The sequence below is a fragment of the Paenibacillus sp. PvP094 genome (genome assembly GCF_040546835.1).
Taxonomy (GTDB): Bacteria; Bacillota; Bacilli; order Paenibacillales; family Paenibacillaceae; genus Paenibacillus; species Paenibacillus illinoisensis.
Genome location: NZ_JBEPOM010000001.1, coordinates 1,128,075 through 1,153,099, shown reverse-complemented (window position 1 = coordinate 1,153,099; position 25,025 = coordinate 1,128,075). Strand labels below are relative to the sequence as shown.

At 47.5% G+C, this 25,025-nt stretch carries 18 protein-coding genes; 12 read left to right on the top strand and 6 right to left on the bottom strand.

Annotated elements, in window-relative coordinates; genetic code table 11:
* Positions 1-17: 17 nt before the first annotated feature.
* The 4 genes from ABIC22_RS05440 to ABIC22_RS05425 all read left to right on the top strand — a co-directional run bounded on the left by ABIC22_RS05440 (position 18) and on the right by ABIC22_RS05425 (position 10,615).
* Positions 18-4,988, top strand: a complete 4,971-nt coding sequence (locus ABIC22_RS05440) for a DUF4132 domain-containing protein (protein WP_354479096.1) — start codon at positions 18-20, stop codon at positions 4,986-4,988.
* A gap of 640 nt (positions 4,989-5,628) precedes the next feature.
* Positions 5,629-8,340 carry a beta-glucosidase gene (locus tag ABIC22_RS05435; protein ID WP_354479093.1) on the top strand — a complete coding sequence of 904 codons (2,712 nt, stop codon included), beginning with the start codon at positions 5,629-5,631 and terminating at the stop codon, positions 8,338-8,340.
* A 71-nt stretch (positions 8,341-8,411) separates the two neighbouring features.
* Positions 8,412-9,950, top strand: coding sequence for a glycoside hydrolase family 30 protein (locus ABIC22_RS05430; RefSeq protein ID WP_354479091.1), 1,539 nt, complete (start codon positions 8,412-8,414; stop codon positions 9,948-9,950).
* 230 nt (positions 9,951-10,180) lie between these two features.
* Positions 10,181-10,615, top strand: coding sequence for an acetyltransferase (locus ABIC22_RS05425; protein ID WP_354479088.1), 435 nt, complete (start codon positions 10,181-10,183; stop codon positions 10,613-10,615).
* A gap of 55 nt (positions 10,616-10,670) precedes the next feature.
* On the opposite strand, the gene ABIC22_RS05420 is transcribed toward ABIC22_RS05425, so the two are convergent.
* The 5 genes from ABIC22_RS05420 to ABIC22_RS05400 form a co-directional block, all read right to left on the bottom strand.
* On the bottom strand, positions 10,671-11,459 hold the full coding sequence (locus ABIC22_RS05420) for a formate/nitrite transporter family protein (protein WP_095288637.1): 789 nt from the start codon (positions 11,457-11,459) through the stop codon (positions 10,671-10,673).
* 141 nt (positions 11,460-11,600) lie between these two features.
* Positions 11,601-12,008, bottom strand: coding sequence for a hypothetical protein (locus tag ABIC22_RS05415; protein ID WP_354479084.1), 408 nt, complete (start codon positions 12,006-12,008; stop codon positions 11,601-11,603).
* Positions 12,005-12,520, bottom strand: coding sequence for a hypothetical protein (locus ABIC22_RS05410; RefSeq protein WP_354479081.1), 516 nt, complete (start codon positions 12,518-12,520; stop codon positions 12,005-12,007). The genes ABIC22_RS05415 and ABIC22_RS05410 overlap by 4 nt, the downstream gene beginning before the upstream one ends.
* A gap of 28 nt (positions 12,521-12,548) precedes the next feature.
* Positions 12,549-12,767, bottom strand: a complete 219-nt coding sequence (locus tag ABIC22_RS05405; protein WP_255248034.1) for a hypothetical protein — start codon at positions 12,765-12,767, stop codon at positions 12,549-12,551.
* A gap of 35 nt (positions 12,768-12,802) precedes the next feature.
* Complete coding sequence (locus ABIC22_RS05400; RefSeq protein WP_354479077.1) at positions 12,803-13,792, bottom strand: zinc-binding dehydrogenase; 990 nt, start codon at positions 13,790-13,792, stop codon at positions 12,803-12,805.
* A 135-nt stretch (positions 13,793-13,927) separates the two neighbouring features.
* On the opposite strand from ABIC22_RS05400, the gene ABIC22_RS05395 reads away from it, so the two are divergent.
* Positions 13,928-14,803 carry a LysR family transcriptional regulator gene (locus ABIC22_RS05395; protein WP_354479074.1) on the top strand — a complete coding sequence of 292 codons (876 nt, stop codon included), beginning with the start codon at positions 13,928-13,930 and terminating at the stop codon, positions 14,801-14,803.
* A gap of 90 nt (positions 14,804-14,893) precedes the next feature.
* Positions 14,894-15,577, top strand: a complete 684-nt coding sequence (locus ABIC22_RS05390) for a hypothetical protein (protein ID WP_354479071.1) — start codon at positions 14,894-14,896, stop codon at positions 15,575-15,577.
* 269 nt (positions 15,578-15,846) lie between these two features.
* Here the strand turns inward: ABIC22_RS05390 and ABIC22_RS05385 are convergent, their stop codons facing one another.
* Complete coding sequence (locus ABIC22_RS05385; RefSeq protein ID WP_354479068.1) at positions 15,847-16,887, bottom strand: PocR ligand-binding domain-containing protein; 1,041 nt, start codon at positions 16,885-16,887, stop codon at positions 15,847-15,849.
* A gap of 304 nt (positions 16,888-17,191) precedes the next feature.
* Here ABIC22_RS05385 and ABIC22_RS05380 point away from each other — a divergent pair, with 304 nt between their 5' ends.
* The 6 genes from ABIC22_RS05380 to ABIC22_RS05355 all read left to right on the top strand — a co-directional run bounded on the left by ABIC22_RS05380 (position 17,192) and on the right by ABIC22_RS05355 (position 24,990).
* Positions 17,192-18,331, top strand: a complete 1,140-nt coding sequence (locus tag ABIC22_RS05380; RefSeq protein WP_354479065.1) for a glycerol dehydrogenase — start codon at positions 17,192-17,194, stop codon at positions 18,329-18,331.
* Positions 18,331-20,100: a dihydroxyacetone kinase subunit DhaK gene (gene dhaK, locus ABIC22_RS05375; RefSeq protein ID WP_354479062.1), complete on the top strand. Its 1,770-nt coding sequence runs from the start codon at positions 18,331-18,333 to the stop codon at positions 20,098-20,100. The genes ABIC22_RS05380 and dhaK overlap by 1 nt, the downstream gene beginning before the upstream one ends.
* A 213-nt stretch (positions 20,101-20,313) precedes the next feature.
* The gene (locus ABIC22_RS05370) at positions 20,314-21,492 is read left to right on the top strand and encodes an alanyl-tRNA editing protein (protein WP_354479059.1); all 1,179 of its coding nucleotides are present in this window, start codon (positions 20,314-20,316) and stop codon (positions 21,490-21,492) included.
* 174 nt (positions 21,493-21,666) lie between these two features.
* Positions 21,667-22,971, top strand: a complete 1,305-nt coding sequence (locus ABIC22_RS05365) for a DUF1963 domain-containing protein (protein WP_354479056.1) — start codon at positions 21,667-21,669, stop codon at positions 22,969-22,971.
* A 230-nt stretch (positions 22,972-23,201) separates the two neighbouring features.
* Complete coding sequence (locus ABIC22_RS05360) at positions 23,202-24,506, top strand: WXG100 family type VII secretion target (protein WP_354479053.1); 1,305 nt, start codon at positions 23,202-23,204, stop codon at positions 24,504-24,506.
* A 19-nt stretch (positions 24,507-24,525) separates the two neighbouring features.
* A complete protein-coding gene (locus tag ABIC22_RS05355; RefSeq protein WP_127538446.1) occupies positions 24,526-24,990 on the top strand; it encodes a hypothetical protein in 465 nt (154 codons plus the stop codon).
* The last annotated feature ends 35 nt before the right edge of the window (positions 24,991-25,025 follow it).

The following is a 25,025-nucleotide window of genomic DNA, read 5'->3' as shown; positions in this document are numbered from 1 at the left end:
GATAAGGAGGAGATTGGATGAATCAGAACGATAATGAACAGGTGTATATCAACGGTCTGCAAGAGAAGGCAGAGTCATTGAACGGGACCTGGCAGGAGTTTGCAGGATATGTGGTGGAGATGGCTGGTTCCACATATTTGCGCGGAGATGAAAAAGTATATCTGAATACAGAGGAATTTCTGCAAAAGCAGGCTGCCGAAACGGGAGAGCCCTTATTTGAACCCTTGCTGAACGTGCTTGGGCAGCTGGTGAATGAACGGTTGGTGGAACGATTCCGTTACATTGCTGACCGCGCCACAAATTACCCGTACAGCATCATGTATGAGCGCCGGCCATTTCGCACTTCCGATCCTGAACAGCATATTGGACAGGTGATCCGGAAACTCATTGGACTGCTGCGCATGGAGATGCGGCAATTCTCCCTGGACGAATATGTATCTGTTCGTGAATACAAGTTTGATTATCTGTATGAGATCCGATCTGTGCTTCCGGACTGCATCGCATATGAACTGGACCATGGCAACGGAGATATGAAGCAGGCATTACACGAGATCATATATGGCGACAATCAGTCGGCGTTGCTTACTGGCGAGATGATCAAAGGTATATTCATGAGTGACCAGACAGAGGCGTACCATATGGTTGGTGAGCTGCTTGTGGCAGCAAGACTGCAGGAAGGACTGCGCCAAAGTATCGTTGAACGGATGGATGAAGGAACCATTGAAGCATTTATATACATATTAAAAGTAATCGTCGATCACAATCTGATTCGTTTCAGTTCAGTGGTTCGAGCATTGGCTGTATGGACAGGGCTCGGAATTGAAGCGGCCAATTCGCGCGTTGCATCACAGTTGATTGAGCAAGCCTATGAAGCGCTGACCGATGCAGCTGTTCGTGAAGATTGGGAGCAGGATTCCAATGCCAATAAGATATTCATCAGTCTGTGGGCGACGGCTGTTATTGAAGAGGACCGTCTCAATGACAAATTGATCCGTATTATGGATCAAGGCCAACTGTATCAGAAAATTGTTGCGCAATATGTGCTTGCGAACAGTCAGAATCGTGACCTGCGGCTAAGCATTGCCCGTCGGTATTTGGACGTACAGGATCTGGAGCTGATGCACTGGATTATCCAAAACTATGATGCCATGTACATGCATAACTGGCACTTCGAGGATGGAGAGAATCTGCGCAGCATTCACATTTCGCCCCTGCCTGTCTTTGAAGACAAGGCAATTCGGCGTCAGGACTTCGATCAATTTAAGCAGCTGCTGAACCGCATTCCTCTGGGAGGGGAAGGTGGACCATCTGGCGTTCTTGAATATGTCCATTACCGGATTGAACGGAATGATGTGGTCAAAAAAATGCTCTATCTGGCTGCGTATGATATGGACCCCGATTGGATCGGAGAAGTCATTGCAATCAAGGACATGCTGAGCCCGGAACTTCGAGGCGAGCTGTTATCCCAGTTCGTTCAGCAGCCCGATAACGAGGTGCAAAGACAGTTTGTGTTTGAGAGCCTATCCGACAAAAGCATGAGCAACCGAGAGATTGCTCTAGTCAAAGTGAGGAAGCTTGAGCTGACTACTGACGAGATGAAACAGATGGAGGCCTTGCTCAAACTCAAGACCGGTTCACTTCGGCAGAAGGTCATTCAGGTTCTTTTGCTGCAACCTGTGGATCAACTAGTGGTTTCACTGGAACGTTTGCTGAAGGCGAAGAATGAATTGCAGCGTCTGGGCGCACTGGAACTGTTGACCGAGATTTCTGCAGATCCGGAACGTGCAGATCAACATGAACAATTACAGCCATTAGCCGGACTGATCCAGAAGCCTACCGCGAAGGAGCAAAAGCTGCTGGACAAGCTGACGAAGGAGGGCAGCCGGTATACCTCTTCGAATGGTTTTGGATTGTTCGATCCATCCCGGGTGGAGCCACTGCTGCAGGAGAAGCGTGATCTTAGTGATTTCAATCCCAAGGAGATCTTCACCCTCTCGCTGGAGAAGGCCAAACCATTTCTGAAAGGATTAGATGCTCTGGTCCATCAACACAGGGATCATGAGTATGAGGTAGAGTATTATGCGGGCTACCGTGAGACGCTTTTGATTGGAGCCGGCCTGCGCTCTATGTTCTCCTATGCGGAACGAAATCAGATGAAACAGATGGAGCAATATCCTCTCCACAACGTTTGGGAGGCGTATGTTGCGCAGAGTGATCTGAACAGCCTGGAACTCATGCAGCTTTATTTTATTTTGCAATTCAGCACACTGAGCGGCAACTTAAATGAACATTACAGCTATTATCACGATCAATATGATTATAACGAATTAAGCAAAATCCCATTATTGGAAGGCTGGCGCAAGTCTTTTGCCGAACAGACCTATCCTCTTTCCTATATGGAAGAAATGAAACAGATGGCGGCTTCGCTGACCTACAAGGATCAAGTTGCCGAATTGATTGCAGCCGCGTTCAGGGACAGCAACCCTACAGATACATTTGAGATCGCGGAGAAAACATGGGCTTCTATTATCGCCAGTATGCCGGACGATCAACTGGAGAAGGAAGCTGGCATGCTTCATATCCTGACGGAACGGTGGAACTACCTGGTAAGAAGCAGAATATATGATGATGCCAGTTTCCAACGATTCTTCCAAACGGCGTATCAGTTCATCAACCTTGTGGGAAATACACAGCGTTTCTCCCTGTTATCATTCGAGGATTACGTGCGGGCATTCAAATTGCGTTTGATTGACAAGCAGACGATATACCGTCAGTTGCTGACGGGCGGGGAGCGTTTTGCATTCATTCATGAGCTGACGTCGACACGCACCGAAGGCATCATGGATGATCCGGAACTGATAGAGCTGCGGAATACTGTCGTTGAACGAATTCTGGAGATCGAACTGACACGAGGTGAGCTTTCCACCGAAGTCAGTACACTGGCCATGAAGTTTGAACGAATTGAAGGCATGGAGCATTGGGTGCATCTGGTCTCAGCCATGGATAAGGATACGTTTGTACGAGGCTATATCTACAGCTACGGAGATAACACAACACGCAAGGAGACGTTCAGTCACCTGATTCAAGTTTGCCATCCACGTGAGGGTGAGGATGATACTCTCCTGGGCCAACTACTTGAGCAATATCCGATTCAAGAGAAAAAGCTGTTGGAAGCGGCCATGTACGCCCCGCAGTGGATGGAGATCGTATCGAAGCATTTGGGATGGGAAGGACTTCGCAGTGCCGCATGGTACTTCCATGCCCACATTAATGAACGATTTACGGCTGAAAAGGAAACCATTGTCGCTCACTATTCACCGATATCGCCGCAGGAATTCAACGACGGCGCATTTGATATTGCCTGGTTCGAGGAAGCTTATGCTGCTGTCGGCGAGGAACGGTTCAATCTGTTATATGATTGTGCCAAATACATTTCGGGTGGATCAAACCACCGCAGATCCCAGTTGTTCGCCGATGCAGCGTTAGGGAAGCTTCGTCTGGAGGATATGCGTCAATCTGTACAGGAGAAGCGTAATAAGGACCATCTGCTCACGTACAGTTTGATTCCATTCCAAGCGGAGCAGGAACAGGATCTGCGAGAACGTTATGATTTCATTCAGAAATTTCTGCTGGAGAGCAAGCAATTTGGAGCACAGCGTCGTTCTAGTGAAGGTGCAGCCGCGCAGATTGCTCTTGGCAACCTGGCCCGCAATGCAGGGTATACGGACGTTACCCGGCTGATCTGGAACATGGAAGCGAGCAAGCTGGATGAGATGAAATCCTACTTTGAACCGAAGGCCCTGGATGAGACAACGACAGCACAATTGGTCATTGATGAGGATGGGCAGTCCGAGCTGGTTCTTGTAAGTAAAGGGAAGATACTCAAATCGGTCCCTGCAAGATTCAAGAAAGATGGATACATTAACGAATTGAAGGAATTAAAAGGGGATCTGGTACAGCAGTATCGCCGGGCAAAACATGAACTGGAGCGTTCCATGACGGCGGAGACTGCCTTTACCGTCCAGGAAGTGACCAGTCTGATGCAAAATCCGGTCATTCGTCCGCTGATTCGCACGTTGGTGTTTCAGTCAGGTGACCGTTTGGGGTATTTCGATGCGGAATCAGCCTGCCTGATTGCACCTGGCGAACAAAGTACCACACATGCATTGCAGGAGCAGGATCCACTGGTGATTGCACATCCACTGCAATTGTTCCGCAGCGGGACATGGAGCGAATTCCAGCGGGATCTGTTCACCCGTCAGGCACGACAGCCGTTCAAGCAGGTCTTCCGTGAGCTGTACCTTCCAAATGAGGATGAGCTTGCGAATGGAACCGTCTCCCGCCGGTATGCCGGGTATCAGATTCAACCGAAGAAGACGGTTGCCCTGCTCAAAGGTCGCCAGTGGACCGTCAGTTATGAGGAAGGCTTGCAGAAAGTCAGCTATGAGCATAACCTGATAGCCAATTTGTATGCCATGGCAGACTGGTTCTCACCGGCAGATACGGAAGCACCTACGCTGGAGACAGTACAATTTTATGATCGCAAAACGTATAAGCCTGTAGCCTTGAAAGATGTACCGAAGGTCTTCTTCTCGGAGGTCATGCGTGATGTTGATCTGGTAGTCAGTGTTGCGCATGTGGGCGGGGTGGATCCGGAAGCCAGCCTGACAACGATTGAAATGCGTCATGTTATCGTGAATGAATCCCTGCGTCTACTCAAGATAGACAATGTACGACTGGATGGCAATTATGCACGGATCGAAGGCGACTTTGGCGAATATGCCGTTCATCTCGGCAGTGGCAATGTGTTTAAACAGGCAACTGGTGCGCTATATATCGTACCTGTGCATAGTCAGCATCGGGGGAGGATCTTCCTGCCATTCCTGGACGAAGATCCAAGAACAGCTGAGATTTTATCCAAAATCATGCTGCTCGCAGAAGATAAGAAGATCAAAGATCCACAAATCCTGGCGCAGCTGAAGAGCTAGAAGTAACTCGAGATCGCAGGCAAGATTAGGACAGAGCAGGTGACATGGTTAGTAAGAATGGATGTAAGATTTAAGGAAGTTCGACTAGAGAAATGCGATACGATTAGAGTGAGTAATGAAGAAATAGCAGCCGGGGTACCTGTTAAAAGGGACTTCGGTTGCTTTTTATTTTCCATGTGGAACGAAGAAATTTATTGCATCCGTTTACAAATAGACTTTGGGCCCAGGTGTTCAATTGAAATTCCTTAATATGATAATTTATTGAATTAATTGTTAAATCGAAATGGGACATAACGACTGTTTTCAAAAGTAAATGTTTTGTATGATTTGAGTTACAAAAATGTAATTAACTCGTTTTCATATGATGTTATACGAATTATTCCTGACATCATACCTAAGAACTAATTCACTCCTTTCAGCTCCATTTCCATATTTAAGGGGATGTAATTGATCCGCAGGTCGGCTATCGTAAGAAAGCGAAATTGCTCGCTCGCTTGTCGAGCCGCACTTTTCGTAGCGATGTGCAGGGCTGCCTGAATGCTTGAAGGGCTGGGACAAGCCAGTTTGCATTCCCTTGTATACATGTATTCAAGCAATGTGTGCAAGAAAAATGATCAAGAGAGAAGGAGAGCTTACAAACATGAACAGAAGACTCAACCTGATTTTCCTCAAACGATGGTTTATGCTATTAATCATCGTGGCGGTTGCGGCCATGCCGTTACACGCCTTTGCCGCAGAAGCGGATTCCGGGGCAGATCGCCCTTGGATGAACAAATCCTTATCTGCGAAGGAACGCACCGAGCTGCTGCTCAAGGCGATGACGCTGGAGGAGAAAGTCGGATTCGTTACTGGTAAAGTAAATAACTATTATGGTTTCTATAATGATGGATTGGAGCGGCTTGGCATTCCGGCACTACAGATGGCGGATGGACCAGCAGGGGTGCGTGTTGCCAATCCGGATGTGCAGGACAAAAAGTCCACGGCACTGCCTGCACCGATTGCCCTGGCAGCATCCTGGGATACCGATCTTGCCAAACAATATGGCGATCTGATCGGACAGGAAGCGCATGATACAACACATAACGTGGTGCTTGGCCCTGGGCTGGATATTGCACGTACGCCATGGGGATCCCGTAACTTCGAATCCCTGGGTGAGGACCCATTGCTGGCTTCCGGCATGGGTGCAGCGTATGTCAACGGGATTCAAAGCAACCCGGTGATTGCAACGGCGAAGCACTACCTCCTGAACAATCAGGAAACGGAGCGTTTCACAACGAATGCAACAGCCAGTGAACGTGCGATTCAAGAAGTTTATGCACGTCCATTCCAGGCTATGGTTGAAAAAGCGGATCTCGGTTCCGCCATGTGTTCATTTAACCAGGTGAACGGTACATATGCTTGTGAGAACAAGGAGATGCTGACCGATCTGCTCAAGGACCAGTTTGGCTTCGAAGGGTTCGTCATGAGTGACTACGGTGCCAATTTCAGTACAGCCAAATCGGCTAACGCGGGTCTGGATCTCGAGACACCAGGAGAGCCTTACGGCAAATGGGGAACACAGCTGCTGGAAGCCGTGAAAAAAGGTGAAGTCAGCGAGCAGACCATTGATGAGAAGGTTCGCCGCATTTTGCTCCAAATGTTCGAGAAAGGGCTGTTCGACAACCCTGTAACCAATACGCAGATTAATGCGAAGGCAGACGGTAAGCAAGCACGGGAAATTGCTGAGCAGAGCATGGTGCTGTTGCAAAATAACAATGACGTGCTGCCGCTTTCCAAGAAAAAACTGAATTCCATTGCAGTAATTGGACCGGATGCAGACACAGCTTCTGCAGCAGGTGGAGGCAGCAGCCTCGTTAACCCGACATACACCGTGAGTCCGCTTGAAGGCATTCGTAACCGTGTAGGCAATGGCGTGGAAGTGAAATATGCAGCCGGAACGGATCCTATCTCCGCCGGGGATGCATTTAACGGTCCTTCCGCAGTACCATCCGCACTGTTGTCTCCGGCAGATGCCGAGAAGAGCGAGCAGAATGTTGGTACGGACAAAGCGGAATATGGTCTTCGTGCCGAATACTGGACCAACACGAACATGGAAGGTGACCCTTCACTGGTTCGTACAGACAATCAGGTCAACATGAATCTTGGATTTTATAACTATGAAGGGTTCAACGCCCAGTCCTCCAAGCTTCCGGTTACACCAACGGAATTCAACAGTAAAATGTCCGCACGTTGGACAGGTTCCATTACAGCACCCAAAACGGGTGATTACAAATTGTCTCTGACCAGCCTGGGATCTGCGAAATTGTACGTGGATGATCAGCTGCTCGTAGAAAATCAGGGTGAAACGCTGAGCACAACGAAGAAAGCAATTACGTTAAAAGAAGGCGAATCCCACAACATTAAGATTGAATACCGTACCGACTTCCCGGTACAGTCAAGCCATGACATGGGTGCCCAAATGCGTTTCGGCTGGGAAGCGCCTGAAGATGCTGTCGATGCCAAAATGCAAAAAGCAGTGGACCTGGCCAAAAAATCCGATGTTGCCGTTGTCGTGACACGTACGTATGACAGCGAAGGTTATGTGGACCGTTCCGATCTGGAACTGCCGAACAACCAGGAGCAATTGATCCGTAAGGTTGCAGCAGCAAATCCGAAGACGATTGTTGTACAAATGAGTGGCCGTGCCGTGGAGATGGACTCCTGGCAAAAAGAAGTACCTTCCATTGTTCAAGCCTGGTATGCAGGTCAGGAACAAGGTAACGCGGTAGCTCGCGTTCTGTTCGGTGATGTGAACCCATCCGGTAAATTGCCAGTAACGTTCCCATCGGATGATTCGCAAACACCAGTATCCACTGCGGAACAATTCCCGGGTGTGAATGGCGTGGGTACTTACTCAGAGGGAATCTTTGTAGGCTACAAAGGATATGACAAAGAAGGCATGACACCAGCATTTGCGTTTGGACACGGGCTGTCTTACACGGATTTCGACTACCGTAACCTGCACGTGAAAAATACAGGCAAAGGCAACGATGCTACCGTAGAAGTGTCCCTGAACCTGCGCAATACGGGTAAAGTTACAGGTGCAGAAGTTGTACAAGTGTACGTGGGCAAACTGGCAACGAGTGTGGAAACACCGGAAAAACAACTTGCTGGCTGGGCCAAAGTCGATCTGAAGGCAGGCAAACAGCAGCGCGTTAAAATTAAACTGGATCGCAGTGCACTTTCCTATTGGGATGAAAAGTCACATGAATGGGTAATGCCTAAGGGTAAGGTATCTGTTTATGTCGGCAGTGCATCGGATGATATTCGTCTGACAGGTAGTGTGAATATCGGAAGCAAGTCCGGTAAATAAAAGGAAGAAGCAAAAAGTCGTGGCCCATGGGCCGCGGCTTTTTCCACACCTGAAGAGGAGCGTGTGATGAGATGAAGTCACGATGGAAAGAGAGGAAAGCAGCCTGGATCATCCTGCCGCTCGTTGTATGCATTGTGGCTGGTTTCGGCGTTTGGTGGATGACAAGCCACACCGAAGAGGATGCCATACCGCCACCAGTAGAGAAGAAACCTGCAACAGCTGAAGTATGGCTGACAACCGGAGATCAGCAGCATTTATTGGAACCGCAGCAGCCAATCTCTTGGAATACATCGGAGGAGAATGATTCCGACGCAGATGCAGATTACACTATCATCATTGATCCGTCCCAGACATATCAGACCATGGATGGATTCGGTGCTGCCATGACAGGTTCGTCCACTTACTTAATCAACCAGCTTCCACCAGAGCAGGGAGAACAGTTACTTCAGGAGCTGTATACCACGGAAGGCTTGAATCTGGACATGGTGCGACATACCATTGGTTCCTCCGATTATTCGGTGGATGCATCAGGGAAACCATCAAGTTACACGTATAATGATATCGAATCGGGTACGGATTATAATATGGAGCACTTTTCGATCGAGAAAGATCAGGAAGTGGTGGGTATGCTGAGACACATTGTTGGACTAAAGCCGGACATCAAGGTTATGGGCACGCCCTGGACTGCCCCGTCCTGGATGAAATACGGTGAGAAGACCATGAATGGCTGGTATCTAGATTACAGCAATCCTCAAGTGTATGATGCTTACGCACGTTATTTCGTAAAATATATCCAAGCCTATCAGGCCCAGGGTGTGCCCATCTATGGAATGACGCTGCAGAATGAACCGGAGTTCACCACGGCTAACTATCCGAGCATGAGCATGGGGGCAGAGGAACAGGCCATGTTTATCCGGGATTACCTTGGGCCGGCCATGCAAGAGGCAGGACTGGACACGCGCATCATCAGTTATGATCATAACTGGGATCAGGCAGTGGAGTATACAGGCAGCGTACTTGGCGACGAAGCCGCTGCATCCTACATTGATGGTTCGGCATTCCATTGTTATGGAGGGGAGCCTTCCGCCATGTCGGAAGTGCATGATCGTTTTCCGGATAAAAACATCTATTTTACAGAGTGCAGTGGTGGGGAATGGAGTCCTGATTTTGGCGAAAATCTAAGTTGGCAGATGTCCAATCTGATAGTCGGTGCTCCGCGAAACTGGGCCAAAAGCGTACTGCTCTGGAATATAGCGCTCGATCCGCAAGGCGGACCTACAAATGGTGGCTGTGCGAACTGCCGGGGAGTAGTGACAATCAACCCGGATAACGGTGAGGTGACCCGTAATGTCGAGTATTATGCGCTTGGACATGTCAGTCGTTATGTGCGTACAGGAGCCTTAAGAGTGGAGTCTACCCAAGAATCGGATGAGCTGAAAAATGTAGCTTTTCGCAATCCGGATGGAACCATGGTGCTGGTTGCGGCTAACACGGGGGACAAAGATGCTTCCTTCCATGTCGTTATGGAAGGAAAGACGTTTCAATACACGCTACCATCCCAATCCGCTGCCACGTTTCGTTGGAAGCCGGAGATCGCCGCGAATAGCTAAGAGAGGATGAACGAACGATAGATCAACTCGATCTGGACATCCAATTCTGCCTTCAGGTATTTAGCATTATTCGATTAGTTTCTATTGGCTATCGGCGACATATGGAAAGGAAGAAGCGCGCTGATCTACCAACATATAGACGAATTGAACGAGTGGGATCTAATATATTAGTGCATTAGATTTAAGTATAATGCTCATATAATAGTCTTTATATGGGAGGGGAAGTTAAGATGAGGATCATACCATACCGTAAGCAGGATCATGCCAAGCTGGTTTCCATCTGGGAACGTGCTGTGAGGGCGACGCATACGTTTCTGGCTGAAGAGGATATTGTCTTTTATAAAAGTGTGGTGAGTGAAGCTCTGTCAGGCATGGAAGTATGGGAAGCGGTGGACTCGGCGGGAGAACCCATTGGTTTTATGGGGCTGGATGGCAAGCACATTGAGATGTTATTCGTGGATGTGGATCAGCATGGGCAAGGTGTTGGACGGATGCTTGTTACGCATGCCATTGACCTTAAGGGTAACGATCTCAAAGTGGATGTGAATGAACAAAACGAGGGAGCTGCACGGTTTTATACCCGGATGGGGTTTGTGCAGACAGGCAGATCGGAGCTGGATGGCTCGGGTAATCCTTTTCCCATATTACATCTGGAATTAAAATAGAAGTCCCCCGTAACCAACATCTTGAGATGGATGGTCGCGGGGGATTTTTCATACGTTAGTGAGTCTCATCATCGAGAAATGGTTTATTTACCGCATAATACATAAAGCCCATTAGCAGCACGCCTCCCACCAGATTGCCGAGGGTTACCGGAACGAGATTATGAATGACCCCGCCAAACGAGATCGTTCCCGGATGATTCAGTACCAGTGCGATGGCGAACGTGCACATATTGGCTACGCTGTGTTCATAACCCGAGATGAAAAAACAGAAGACAAACAGCATCATGGCGAACATTTTGGCGCCGTTCTCCTTCATGAACATCGGCACGAAGAATGCCAGGCACACAAGCCAGTTACATAGAATTCCCCGGAAAAAGAGCTGCATCGCCGGTGCCTCCATCTTGTGCTCCACCACACTTAGCAGAAATCCATTGACCTGAGATGAATCGAATAATCCAGTCAGATAGATTAATAGAGCAAAGACAGCCGCGCCCATCAGGTTCCCGCTGTAACTGGCGATCCACAGCTTCACGACTTCGAGCCAGCGCAGCTTCTTCCTGAGTGCAGCATACGTGTAATAAAACGTATTTCCGGTAAACAGGTCACCCCCGCCATACGCAATCAGAATAATAGCCGCTCCAAACGTAAGTGCTGCCATGGGGTATGTAAATGGGGACTGCTCCATATAGAAGAAGTTACCTGTCTTAAACGCCACGATCACACCAAATCCGATAAACATGCTGGCTAACATGGAACGTGAGAGGTACCTGATTAAACTTTGTTTGTAAATCTTGTGCTTCTTCAAGGCTAATTGTTCAACGTTGCGTAAACCTTCGGTTTCCATAATTCGCCTCCCGCTTCTCGGTGTAATGCTTACATTATAACGAAAATTTGGAAGAAGTGTGGTATGAGTTTAATCTACCACTCCAGCAGTACAGTTAAACAATCACTATCTAATCATGCAGATACCCAGACATATTGAATGCTATTTCACTGGAAAAGGGTACATGCAGGCGCCTAGAATTTCAGCCAGTTGTTCTGCTGTTCGTTCACGTGGGGCTAATTCTTCTGCGTAGGAACGCTCCAGTTTGGCTCTCATAAAACGTTCGGCATATTCATTGGGACGGGAGTGAAAGTCTTTGGTGTACTCAGCATAGTCATGCGCATCCCGGACCTTTTCCAGCACACTGTTCAGCAGAGGACTGCCCGCGTAGAGGAGAGAGTCGGTTTCCTCGCATTCAAATTTCAGGAACATGATGGCCTTCTGCAAAGCATTGATTTCACCCTGGGTCAGGTAGACAGGCTTCACGGCATGTTCTCCCGATGCTGCATTGGACTGATCCATATTTTCATAAGCTTCATGTTCACGGGAAGAAGGGTCATGTTTGTTCATAGGTTATCACTTCCTTGGTTCGATTGTATTACCCGCTTCGCAGAAGAGCCGAAATCGGAATCGGATTGAAGTGATTCTAGCGCAGACCGAGCACCGGAAACGTGTTGATGTGCAGCAAGAACGGCAAATGCAGCTCCCTTGACCAGGATGTAGGCACTCCCCTGCAAAACATCCAGAGCCAATTGAATCTCGGCTTCGGTGATGGGCAGTAGGGCTAGAGTCTGCAAGGCGTAGTTTTGTACATCCTCATCTTCGTCCGGGTCACGAACAAGCTGCGCGGCAGCATGCAGGACTCCATCCAGAAGATCAGAGGAGCATACCATACCAAGGGCACGCCAGGCTTCGATGCGCACCAGATCTTCTTCTTGAGAATTCATGCCGATAGCCAGAACTTGCTGCGTGAGATGATGGTCTGTTAGCTCTGTCAAATTACGAAGAGCCTGCCGCTTTTCTTCTTCACTGAGTGCGTCGAAATCTAGCTGTTCAAAGTTATTGTAGTTTGGTTCAGACATAGCGATCGTTCACCTCCTGAATGAGAAGCTAGGATTGAGGCGGAAGCTGGATAGGACGGGCAGCCAGTGCTTCTTCTACAATCTGTTCGGGAGTCAGGTCTCGATCATCCCAGAAAATCAAATTACTGATCTCGGCATATGGCAGCTGCTGCTGCAGCTCAGTCAGCATATCATCCAGTTCTGCTTCCGTTCCTTCGGCATTCATCAGCTTGCGAACCCGTTCTACTAATTGTGCATGGTCGGACATAACAAAACCTCCTGAATAATTCATAGTGTAAGTAATCACTCGATCCGTATAGCAAGATTGCCAAACTGCTCTCCCTTTTCCATGCGTTCGAATGCTTTTGCTGTGTCCTGTAACGGATACACTTTATCGATTACAGGGTGTATATTATGTTGTTTCACCCACTGCAGCATCTGGACAAACTCTTCACGGCTTCCCATGGAAGTGCCGATCAGGCTAACTTGAGGGAAAAAGATCGATCTAATCGGAACAGTCAGATCATCTCCGGAGCTTGCGCCATACATCACGATTCGGCCACCCGGTCGGATAAGATCGAAATATTGGGGGAAAAGGGCTTGTCCGATGCTATCCAAAATCAGATCCACGTGGTCAAGTTTGTTATGCCTACTCCAATCTTCATGACTGCCAAATGCTTGTACAGCTCTCAATTGAATGGCTTCATTTCGCTTCATTTCGCTCCTTGAGGTTACTGTTACCTTGGCTCCGGCTGATACCGCCATGAGAAGAGCATAGGTGGCTACGCCACCTCCAATGCCGGGAATCAGAACATGTTCTCCCTGCTGAACACCACCACGGGTGAATAACGCACGATAGGCCGTCAATGCCGATAGGGATAACACCCCTGCTTCCTCCCATGTGAGATGAGATGGCTTGGGCAATGCATTATCAGCAGGGAGTGTGATGTATTGTGCAAGTGTTCCATCCGTTGGTCCACCTACGATCTCAGGTACGATCGGCACATCTGCTGCAAAGTTCCAACCCAGAGTTGGATGAATAATAACTTCATCACCTACAGAAGGGTGTATTACTCCTTCGCCAGTTTCTACTATTATACCAGCCCCATCGGAGCCTGGAATGAGCGGGGCGTCATGGGTTGTCCGACCTGCCATGATGAAGAGATCGCGATGGTTAAGACCGGCGGCTTTTAACTGAATTTTGACTTCGCCGAACCCTGGTGGTCGACTTGTGAATGATGTATATTGGAGCCCCCTGAGGCCACTTCGGCCTGAATGTATAATAGCTTTCATAATGTTATTCCTCCCGTTGATGTAATTAAAGGTCATGATTGAGCCTCATTGTACAGTTGGGGTGGTTTCACGTAAAATGAACAGAATTGAATGTGGGTATCAATAAAAACAATAGCTAGCAAGCAGGTGATTATCGTGGATGCAGGAGATCTAAAAATATTTCGGACTGTTGCTCGAGAAGGAAGTATTAGTAAAGCAGCATTGGCACTGAATTATGTGCAGTCCAATGTTACAACGCGGATCAGGCAGCTGGAAAATCAACTTCAAGTTCCACTTTTTCATCGCAAGAACCGGGGAATGGTACTTACACCTGCTGGAGAGCATTTGCTCGGGTATGCAGATAAAATACTGGATTTGTTGCATGAAGCAGAATTGTCGACTCAAACAGGAAGTAAACCTGCAGGGAAGCTTCGTTTGGGTTCCATTGAGACAGCGGCCTCCAGCTTCTTTGCTCCATTCCTGGCTAAATACCATTCCTGTTATCCAGAGGTACAGGCTTCACTTGTCACAGGAGGGACCCATGAGCTGAATCAGAGGGTCATGCAGCATGATCTGCAAGGTGCCTTAGTCTATGGGCCAGTCGATCATCCTGAACTGAACTATATCAAGGTGTTTGATGAAGAACTGGTTCTGATTGCGGAACCCGGCTTGCATCAGATGGCCGAAGTATTAGGTAAACCGATGTTGTTCTTTGAGATCGGGTGTACGCACAGAATTCAAGCTGAAGCTTTTCTACATAGCCGTGGGGTCCATACGCTCAATGTAATGGAATTTGGTACACTGAACACGATCCTAAGTGGTGTATCTGCCGGAATAGGGGTATCTTTACTCCCGCGATCTTCGGTTGTTCAAGCCGAATTAAGAGGAGAGATTTCAGTGATATCTTTGCCAGAGCCATATTGCAGATTGGAAGTGGGACTTGTACATGCCCGAAAAGCTCATCTATCGGCCGCATTACGTGGCTTACTGGAGATGATGACATTGAGGCCAGGAATAGAGAAGAATAAATAGATTACTTCCAAAACTAAACGGGGCTGAGCACTGTTGTTAATAGTGAGTTGCGAAACTCAATTCCTATAAATAGCAAAGTGAGGTTCGATGATGAGCTTGTTGATCATACCCAAACTAATCTGTGCAGCAATCATTGCTCTACCGGGTTATCTTCCTGTTCCCAATCAAGAACGAACTGTATTGGCAGATCTCAAACAAAATCAACAAGACATTACATTAAGCGCAGCAACCAAACCTGTTCAAGGGATGTACTCCGGTATTACAGTCACATGGAACAACCAAACGAAATTATTTCCATGGGAGAACATTAGCGAGCCCGCTTTTTACCCGGAATTGGTTACCGCCAATATAGATGGCAAAGCTCAGGACGAATTGATCATTATACTTACGACTGGAAAAGGTACTGGGGTGCGGGACTCAGCCATTCATGTGTTACAAGAGGACTGGACTGAAATACCCGTCGGGGATGCAATAGAAAAAGCTCGAAATGCCTTGTCTTCGGTGTATAAGGAACACACAGCAACGGTTGAATACACGATAAACATTGACGGTAAAAAGTATGTCTATTCTTATCCTATGGATGGTTCAGGAACATGGTTTGAAGAAGCAAGTGTTGGTCTTATTCTGAGGTACCGGGTTCAGGACAACAAGCTGATTGCTGAAATACCGGTGCAAGTTTCTCCGGGGACATACACAGGTTCAATTGAAGTTGAATTCAGGGAGTACCGTGGTAAATTGATCCCCTCTGAAGTCAGTTACATTGAAGACCCGTAACCAGTAATACTAGGTTTCCCTTTTGTGGAAGCGTATCATGAGTATAAGTAAGAGTATGACCTGTCTGAAGACCTGAATCCGTTCCCGATTGGTGGATTTGGAGAAGGAAGCATTGCTGTTCTAGAACGGAATTCGGGTAAAGTTCTGATGCTTATCCACGACTATGCTGGGGACCATCCATTTCAAGAGGTGGCCCCCCACTTTAACGGATTGATGGAGATGTTAGCTGAGTCTGCGATCTGGGTTCAGGAACAGATGAAGTAGTTAAACTAGGTGACAGATTGCTCTTGAATGTATTTGCGATATAGGGCCGGTGTGATCTCTTCGAATTTTTTGAAAATTTTGATAAAGTACCCGGATTCATTAAAACCCAGCTCATCACTGATCTGTGAGATTGGCATGTCGGTGACCTCCAGCAATTGCTTGGCCCACTTGATTTTGAGTTTGGCCAGATAGGTTGTGAAATTCTCCCCAGTCTCCTTGGCAAACAGTCTGCTGAAATAGCTTGGACTAAGGTGGCATAGATCTGCCATATGTTTCAATGTCACCTGTTCACTCTTGTGACTGTGAATATATTCAAAAGCAGGCTGTAACGCAGGGCTGGTACATGCATTATCGCTTGGACTGTTTTTGAGATAGGCATCCGCAATCGCATTGGTCATTTCCTTTTTGATGGATTCAATATTGCGAATGGAATACCCGGGCAAAATCGTAGATAGATTAACGGATTCCTGAGATCCGGAAGCCTTCTCGAACATCTCCACCAGCAAATTTTTATTGAGAGCTTCCTCTACAATATAGTTGCACAGCAGGGACAGCATGTTGGAAATTTTCACAATCTCTTCATAGGTCATGACAGGCAGTTGATCATAATCGTCCTGCAGTTCCTGCAGCTTCGCTTCATGCATGGGCACGTTTTTGGAAGAGACGATCTGTTCCAGATCAGTTCCTTTATTGGGATCTGCAAGTTTAACTTGCCCTGCGAGCACGGCACCAATGTATTTCCCGTCAATTGTGATGGGAATGGCGATATCAATAATATTGAAATGACACAAGTATACATAAGGTTCATTCAACCGAACGGCTTCCAGCCCGCCGCGTGAATCGCATTTTTGGCAGTAGGAAAGCAGTTCGGGATCTTTGCGTACATTTTGGCAGAACGCTTGGCAGCTGCTGTGGCTTGTCACTGGGATGCCTTTGTAGTCGACGGTCAGGATGGCCAGCTTGGTTACATTCGCCAGTGAATCCTGTAGGCGCTTCCATTTATTTAGGTCGAGAATTTTATTAATGTGCAAGTATTCTTTAATCATTGTGTGAACCTCCATAGCTAACCTGATTAATGGCCCTTAAGCGCTAAAAAGTTAGCAAGTTGTACATATTAGAATAGGATGCAAACGGGTAATGTAAGATGATGTCAACATTCAACCATCCAATGACAATAACATACCATGATTTCAGAAAAAAGCAAAAAATTACGATTGGAAGTTATAATAATTTGTTATTAAAGTCCAATGTGTCTCTCTCATTCATGAGATATATTTAGGTTAATTGTGAACCATTCAAATTTGATCCATTAACACGACCCTATTAACTATCTTTAGGAGGCATACCATTATGAGAAAAGCATTTATCAGTCCAACCAAATATGTGCAAGGCGAAGATGAACTGTTGAACCTTGGTTACTTTGTGAAATCCTTCGGAGATTCCGCATTGTTGATCGCACATCCGGATGATGTACAGCGCGTCAAAGCGAAGCTTGATGCAACAGCAGAAAAGTTCAATATTACCTTTGTTGAAAGCGGTTTTAGAGGGGAGTGCTCCCGTCAGGAAGTGTCTCGTCTGCAGGAAATTGCGAAGGAAAAAGGATGCACCTGCACCATCGGTCTTGGAGGTGGTAAAGCCATTGATGCAGCCAAATGCGTAGCGGAAGGTGAAGCATTGATCATTTGCCCAACCATTGCTGCAACCGATGCACCAACAAGTCACTCGGCGGTATTGTACACACCCGAAGGCTCGTTTGATGACTATGCATATTTCAAACAAAGTCCAAGCGTAGTGCTGGTGGATACAACCGTAATCGCTAACGCACCAACACGCTTCCTGGTATCCGGTATGGGAGATGCGCTCTCTACGTACTTCGAAGCAAGAGCAACAGCAAAATCGTATTCCCGTGTAAACGCAAGTCTGCCAATGGGATCCCGCGAAGGATATACTCCATCTGCTGTAGGTACGAATGCAGCACTGGCGCTGGCAAAATTGTGTTATGAAATGCTGCTGACTGACGGAGCAAAAGCAAAAGTAGCCAGCGACAGCAACGTTGTAACGCAAGCGCTGGAAAATATCGTTGAGACTAACATTCTGTTGTCAGGTCTTGGATTTGAAAGTGGCGGTCTGGCCGCAGCACATGCTATCCACAACGGATTGACGGTTCTGGAGGGTACACATCACTTCTTCCATGGTGAAAAAGTATCCTTCGGTACGATTGCACAGCTTGTCCTCGAAAATGCACCAACCGAAGAGCTGCATGAAGTTATGGACTTCTGCCTCGAGGTGGGACTGCCTGTAAGCTTGGCGGATATCGGTGTAGATACCATTACGCAAGAAGAGCTGCTGAAAGTGGCAGAGATCGCATGTATTCCGGAAGAATCCATTCACGCGATGCCGTTCCCTATCACTGTTCCAGAAGTAGCTGCTGCCATTGCAGCGGCTGATCGTATGGGACGGGAATACAAAGCTCGCCGGGAGGCAAAGTAATGAAGAAAATTATCAATCAGGCTGAAAATGTCGTGATGGAAATGTGCAACGGGATTGCGCTGGCGCACCCCGAGCTTGAATTTTTGAAAAAGTATAAGGTCATCAAACGCAGAGAGATTAATACGGACAAAGTCAGCCTCATCAGCGGCGGCGGCAGTGGTCATGAACCGGCTCATGCTGGCTATGTGGGGAAAGGCATGCTGGATGCTGCGGTATGTGGAGATGTATTCGCATCACCCTCCCAGATTCAGGTGTACCAGGCAATTAAGGCAACGGCCAGCAGCAAGGGCACACTCTTGATCATCAAGAACTATAGCGGTGACATGATGAATTTCAAGAATGCTGCACATCTGGCGGAAGAAGACGGTATCGATGTACAGTACGTGCGTGTTGAAGATGACATTGCTGTACAGGATAGTCTCTACACTGTAGGACGCCGCGGCGTAGCCGGAACGGTTCTGGTCCATAAGATTGCCGGAGCTGCAGCTGAAGAAGGGCGCAGTCTGGCAGAAGTGAAATTGGTTGCCGAGAAGGCAGCCCAGAACGTACGCAGTATTGGTTTTGGATTTACGTCCTGCACCGTACCTGCCAAAGGGACACCAACGTTTGAAATTGCGGACAATGAAATGGAGTTCGGTGTTGGTATCCATGGTGAACCTGGAATTCGTCGTGAGAAGATCGTTTCTGCCGATGAGCTGGCAGGCCGCATGGTTGAAGCCCTGCTGGCAGACATGAAGCTGGATGGCGACACATCCGCGGAGATTGCCGTGCTCGTGAACGGATTTGGTGCAACACCGCTGCAGGAACTATACTTGCTTAACAACTCCGTTCAGCGCGAGCTGGCAGGCCGTTCAGGTTTACAAGTAGCCACCACCTTTGTTGGCAATTATATGACCAGCATCGATATGGCTGGCGCATCGCTGACGATCCTGAAGCTGGATGATGAACTCAAGTCGTTGTTGTTTAAGGAAAGTGACACACCTGCATTCAAGGTTTCCGGTCCTCCGGCTGCACAAGTAGCCTACTCCGAAGCACTTGAAGCAGTTGTAGGTGAAGACGCTACGGTTTCCTATGAAGTAGAGACACCTGCATCTGCTGCAGTGATTAACAACAATCAATTCTCCTTGGACAACATCGTGTACCTGATCGATAAGATGGGTGAGATCATCATCAAGAACGAGGTACCGTTTTGTGAACTGGACTCCCATGCAGGGGACGGCGACTTCGGGATGAGCGTGGCGAAGGGTTTCCGTCAGCTGAAGCGCGAATGGAACCATATTATCAACGAAGAGAAGAAGAATATCGGTTCGTTCCTGGATGCATGCTCGCTCGTTATTATGGAGTATTGCGGCGGGGCATCCGGTCCAATCTGGGGTTCGGCATTCCGCGCAGCGGGCAAAGCTGTAGGAGATAAACAGCAGCTGAACGTATCCGAGTTTGCCGAGATGATGCAAGCAGCCGTGCAAGGCATTCAATCCACGGGTGAGCGGTCCTTCGGACGCGGCGCAGTTGTGGGTGACAAGACGCTGATTGATGCACTCGTACCTTGTGCCGATTCCTGGACACAAAGTGCAAATGCCGGTGATGACTTCAAAACCGCGTTTGCAAAAGGGGCACAAGCGGCAGTCGAAGGTGCGAAGAAAACCGAAGACATCGTGGCACGCATGGGCCGCGCAGGTACGGTTGGAGATCGCAGTCTGGGATATCCGGATGCCGGTGCATACGCACTGGGAGTTATTTTCACAGAGCTGTCCGAGTCAATGAAATAGATATCCATAATCAACGTTTCATCCAATATGGATGTAAGTAAGAAAGACCACTTTGTAGCTTGGTTACAGAGTGGTCTTTTTGTTTAAGAAGCTATAGCGGCAGGGCAGAAATTTGGTGTCCTCATGCCAAATAGTGTAATCTGTAGAACAGATACGTAAGGAATGTGCATGGATCAGCACTTAAATTGAACGAGAAGGGATCAGGATTAGCTAATGACACAAAAGTTATATTACGACTCCGCATACACGCGGGATTGGCATACACAAATTACGGGTAGAGTGGACAAGGAAGACGGTACATATATCACGCTTGCGGAGACGGCATTTTATCCGCATGGGGGTGGACAACCCTGTGACCTGGGCCGAATCGGAGGTGTCGATGTTCTTGATGTAAACATCGAAGATGGCGAGGTATGGCATAAGGTCGAGCAGGCGCCTGAGCAGAAGGAGGTTCAATGCGAGATTGACTGGGAGCGCAGATTCGATCATATGCAGCATCACACAGGGCAGCATCTGTTGTCAGCCATCACGCTGAAGCTGGCTGATGCGATGACGCTCAGTTTTCATCTGGGAACCGAATATGCAACGATTGATGTAGCTGCTGCAGAACTGGGAGCGGATCAATTGACAGCCATTGAGCAGGAAGTGAACCGCCAGATTTACCGCAATGCCCGCATTAGCAGCTCCTGGGTTACTGCAGAGGAAGCAGCGCGTCTGCCGCTCGTGAAGCAGCCTTCTGTGACAGAGGACATTCGTATTGTCGAGATGGAGGGTGTGGAATACAATGCTTGTGGCGGCACGCATGTGGCGGCAACAGGCGAGATCGGCATCCTTAAGCTGCTGAAAACGGAGAAGGTTAAAGGTGGCACGCGCATCTATTTCAAATGCGGATTCAGAGCATTAAACGAATTCGCGGCAGTACAGCAGGTGTTAAACGGAATATCGGTGAAATTAAAAACCAGCAGGGAAGAGCTGCTTGACCGTATAGACAAAATGGAAACAGACCAGAAACAGCTTCTATCCGAGCTGAGTACGGTCAAATCGACCAATGATGCGTATTATGCACAGGAACTCCTATCTGCACGGGAAGGATTGGTTATTGCCCAGGTATTCGAGGACAAATCCCTCAAGGACATGCAGAGCCTGGCGACCAAGCTGACGGAAGATCATGAGGGCATCGTGCTCTTTGCCAGCATCTCGGAGGCCAAGGTTGTTCTGGCTCAGAACGGGCAGCCGCCTGAGTGGTCTTGCGGTCCATTTTTCAAGGGCAATCTCGGAGCCTACCAAGGCAAGGGCGGGGGCAGTGACAGAATGGCTCAGGCGGGCTTTGCCAGCAGTGAAGATGCCTTAGCCTTTTATGAATTTACCAAGGACCAGCTAGGACATCACTAAGATGAATTGTGGCTTCGGGTCGAAGCGATATCAGTAAGGAGCAGCACGCCACAAATTGTGGCGTGTTTTTCACATGAGGCGAAAATCCGTCTGAGCAGAGCCAGTATGCATCCCATCATTTTCCTGTGATATACTCGGGGGTATATCGATCAGACGGCAAGGAGGTACAAAGGAATGACACAACGCATTCCGTGTATCCGTGAAGGATGCACCAATACGATTTTACCTGCAACCGCGGCCAAAACAGGTGGTTACTGCATGCCCTGCAAGCAGGAGATGGAGCGGGAGGAACGCCGGAAATACATTGAAGCGAATCGACGGGACGTGAATTTGTATGAGGGAGTACATGATCCGGTGGAGATTCTGAAAATCATGCATACACCTCATGTACGCGATCCATTAATCCACTATGTGCCGTTTGAACGTTCCCAAGAGCAAGTCTACCTGTCACTGTCTGCCGAGCAGCAGGAAGCGATGGCAGACTATGCGATGGAGTTGATTCGTACCGATGATGTTGATACCGGCAAAGACATTCTGCTGTACCTGGTCTGTTACCATGATATCTCGCTCGCTGCACAGATTCCCGAGTTGTTGGAGCAGGAGATCTACTATCCTGCGATCCTATATAAAAGTGCCTCAGCGAAAGTGCGGGATCTACTCTTGCAGCAGGTGCACACCGATGACGAGAATCGTAACCATATCCTGATTATGTTAGCCTATATCGGCGATGAGGTAGTCGTTGAGCAGTTCTGGCAGTGGAAGCAGTCTCCGCCGGCCTGGGCAGATCAGTTATATGTAAAACCAGAGCAATACACCTTCGAAGCCGGGTGGGAACTCACCGAGGACGTGAAGCGGAGAGACTTGTTCACCACCCCAAGTTATTCATTATATAAAGGTGATGCAAAGGATGGAACGATTGCGCCTTCAAGCGGCGTACCCCTTCAAATGCTTCAATTAAGTTCCAGCAGCTGTCCATGGTGTGGAACTGCCTTAACCACTCTGGTTGCTCTGGATGTCGGACATCCGGCCTTGCAAAATGTTTCCTGGCAAGCCGAAAAGCTACAGATTCGAACTTGCGTTAACTGCAGCTGCTACGGTGTGGTGTATATGGAGACAAGCTCAGCAGGGGAGCCCTTCTGGAGTCCCCACAATGTCATGCCAGTAGGAATGGATGACATTGATCCCGAAAATTCGCTCGAACCTGACCCGGATGCTGGTGATTCATTCTACATTGCGACAGAGCCCCGTCAGGCCTTCCATGGCAGTGAGTGGGCCATGGAACCGTCACTATCCCAGATTGGCGGTCATCCCGGATGGGTTCAGGATGCAGCGTATCCGGTCTGTCCCTGCTGCTCCACAACTATGAGGGCGGTTGGGCAGGTAGACTGGGCACAGATCGAGGAGTATGGCGAGGGTATGTATTACATGTTTCTATGTGAGCCGTGTCAGATGACTGCGGTGACGTACCAGCAATCTTAACTAGATTGCCGAATGATTGGAGCAGGACTCTGAATAGGTTCCAAGTAGTATTATGTTTTGGAGATAATTAGGGAAAAGTGGACTATGTAAATACATCGTGAGTAGCTACCTACTCACGGTGTGCCTCATTTATAATAATATTTCATACTACGGGTTGCCGAATTCTTGTGCCATTGTAGTGAGGATGAAAGCTTCGTTTAACAACGGAAACTTATTATATGAGGTACGCTATGACTACTATAAAAGTAACACCAGAGCAACTTCTTGCTGTATCCAGACAGTTCGAAGCTGCTCAGAACCAGATTTATCAGATGAATAACAACCTGAAACAACGAATGTTTGAGATTGAGAGAGCATGGGATGGGAGTACAAAAGAAAACTTTTATGCTGATTTTACTCATGCACAGCGGGTTATGGATAACTTTGTGACCTTATCCATGTCAATATCGAAAGAGCTCAGAAGTCATTCCGAAAAGTTTCGGATGGCCGATAGTCAAACGGTACAATCCTATGACCCAAGATGTGCTCCACCTCCACCGGATGAATGTAGGGCTCCCGCAGCCGATACACGTAATGCTTTCCAGAAGTCTGCTGACAGTTTGGTCGAATTGGGACAAGCTTTTATGCAATCTGCAGATGATCGGTATCAGAAGCGTTACGATAGTGTAGGTGGATTTTTGGATTATTGGACGTTCGGCATCCCTGGTGGTCTTGTTCAGGGGTATATGGATCGAGCGAATAAAGCGTTCGACTCTCCGAATGATACAGCGAATTGGCTTACATTCGGTATTCATGGTACGATCCGTGAAGCTACGTTCCCAACGAATGCTTGGTCTAGTGAGCACTGGGCTAATATTTTTGGTGTGGGTGGATTGATGCTGGGTGGCGGGTATGCATCAACGATGATTAAGCCACACAATCTATTTACATCTACAGGTGGGGGAGCGAAAATCAATTCGTTTTCCCGTCCTGGAACAGGAAATATGACGGGTGGCTTTCATGGTTTTCAGGATCAACGCTTGCGAATCACTGAAAACATTGCCGAAAGCAAAAAGGCGAGAGAGTCCTCGAAATTTTCTGAATTTGTGGAGAAGGAAAAGGAGATTGTTAAGGAGACTGTTGAAGTTAATTGGAATCTCGATGATTTAAAAAATACAGAAGCTTTCAAAAAAGGAACAACGAGCAACGCGTTAAATCATATTTTTGAGGGCGAACTCATAAAAGGACAAGCAGTTGGATTTCATTATGAAGGTTTGCCAAATAGTAAGGGGAAAATTGTTGGGAATGTTGATCCTCCTAATGAGTATGGTGTATACAGAGCTAATATAGAAGTTGATGGAGTACTGAAGAAAGCAAAGACAACGTTTTTTCCGAAAGATTGGACATCGCAGCAAGTTATTGACGAGATAAATATAGCTTTCAACAACAAAGTTGTTTTCAAAAATAATAGGTATAGAGGGACTGCAAGTACAGGGATGAATATTGAGTTTGTTGTAAAAAGTGGGAAAATCACGTCAGCATATCCGTTGTATTAAGGAGAATGGAGATAACAACATGATTAAATATTTGTATACAACTGAATACAATGAAGATTTTAATGAGGTTATTTTGGATTTCGGTATAGATACATCATTAAAGAATGGTTATCTGATTAGTAATTCACTAGGTTCGGATATTTTTGGAGATTTTGCTACTGTAAAGGATGAAATTGAAAAATTACTCGAATTATTAAAAGGAAAGGTAACTACATACGAAGGTGGGGGGAATGTAAACATAATAAAATCAGATGAATATTTTACAACTATTGAAGACATTTTTGCCGAAGATGGTGAAGAGGACAGTACATGTAAAATTGAGACTTTAGAATATATAAAGATCATACTGGTTTGGGCAAAAGAAAATTATCAGTATAAGTGCAAACAAGGCGTTATGTTAAGAGAAGAAGCAGAATCAGCAGTAGACTGGATAAATAAAAGATGCAATGAGGTGTATGAACTAGAGAAGTCGACAGGGCAGTGAAGCATTACCACTAACCGCTTGTGTTTGATTTTTAG

Coding starts and splice junctions, on each gene's coding strand:
- ABIC22_RS05440 (WP_354479096.1), top strand. CDS start 18: ATGAATCAGAACGATAATGAACAGGTGTATATCAACGGTCTGCAAGAG.
- ABIC22_RS05435 (WP_354479093.1), top strand. CDS start 5,629: ATGAACAGAAGACTCAACCTGATTTTCCTCAAACGATGGTTTATGCTA.
- ABIC22_RS05430 (WP_354479091.1), top strand. CDS start 8,412: ATGAAGTCACGATGGAAAGAGAGGAAAGCAGCCTGGATCATCCTGCCG.
- ABIC22_RS05425 (WP_354479088.1), top strand. CDS start 10,181: ATGAGGATCATACCATACCGTAAGCAGGATCATGCCAAGCTGGTTTCC.
- ABIC22_RS05420 (WP_095288637.1), bottom strand. CDS start 11,459: ATGGAAACCGAAGGTTTACGCAACGTTGAACAATTAGCCTTGAAGAAG.
- ABIC22_RS05415 (WP_354479084.1), bottom strand. CDS start 12,008: ATGAACAAACATGACCCTTCTTCCCGTGAACATGAAGCTTATGAAAAT.
- ABIC22_RS05410 (WP_354479081.1), bottom strand. CDS start 12,520: ATGTCTGAACCAAACTACAATAACTTTGAACAGCTAGATTTCGACGCA.
- ABIC22_RS05405 (WP_255248034.1), bottom strand. CDS start 12,767: ATGTCCGACCATGCACAATTAGTAGAACGGGTTCGCAAGCTGATGAAT.
- ABIC22_RS05400 (WP_354479077.1), bottom strand. CDS start 13,792: ATGAAAGCTATTATACATTCAGGCCGAAGTGGCCTCAGGGGGCTCCAA.
- ABIC22_RS05390 (WP_354479071.1), top strand. CDS start 14,894: ATGAGCTTGTTGATCATACCCAAACTAATCTGTGCAGCAATCATTGCT.
- ABIC22_RS05385 (WP_354479068.1), bottom strand. CDS start 16,887: ATGATTAAAGAATACTTGCACATTAATAAAATTCTCGACCTAAATAAA.
- ABIC22_RS05380 (WP_354479065.1), top strand. CDS start 17,192: ATGAGAAAAGCATTTATCAGTCCAACCAAATATGTGCAAGGCGAAGAT.
- dhaK (WP_354479062.1), top strand. CDS start 18,331: ATGAAGAAAATTATCAATCAGGCTGAAAATGTCGTGATGGAAATGTGC.
- ABIC22_RS05370 (WP_354479059.1), top strand. CDS start 20,314: ATGACACAAAAGTTATATTACGACTCCGCATACACGCGGGATTGGCAT.
- ABIC22_RS05365 (WP_354479056.1), top strand. CDS start 21,667: ATGACACAACGCATTCCGTGTATCCGTGAAGGATGCACCAATACGATT.
- ABIC22_RS05360 (WP_354479053.1), top strand. CDS start 23,202: ATGACTACTATAAAAGTAACACCAGAGCAACTTCTTGCTGTATCCAGA.
- ABIC22_RS05355 (WP_127538446.1), top strand. CDS start 24,526: ATGATTAAATATTTGTATACAACTGAATACAATGAAGATTTTAATGAG.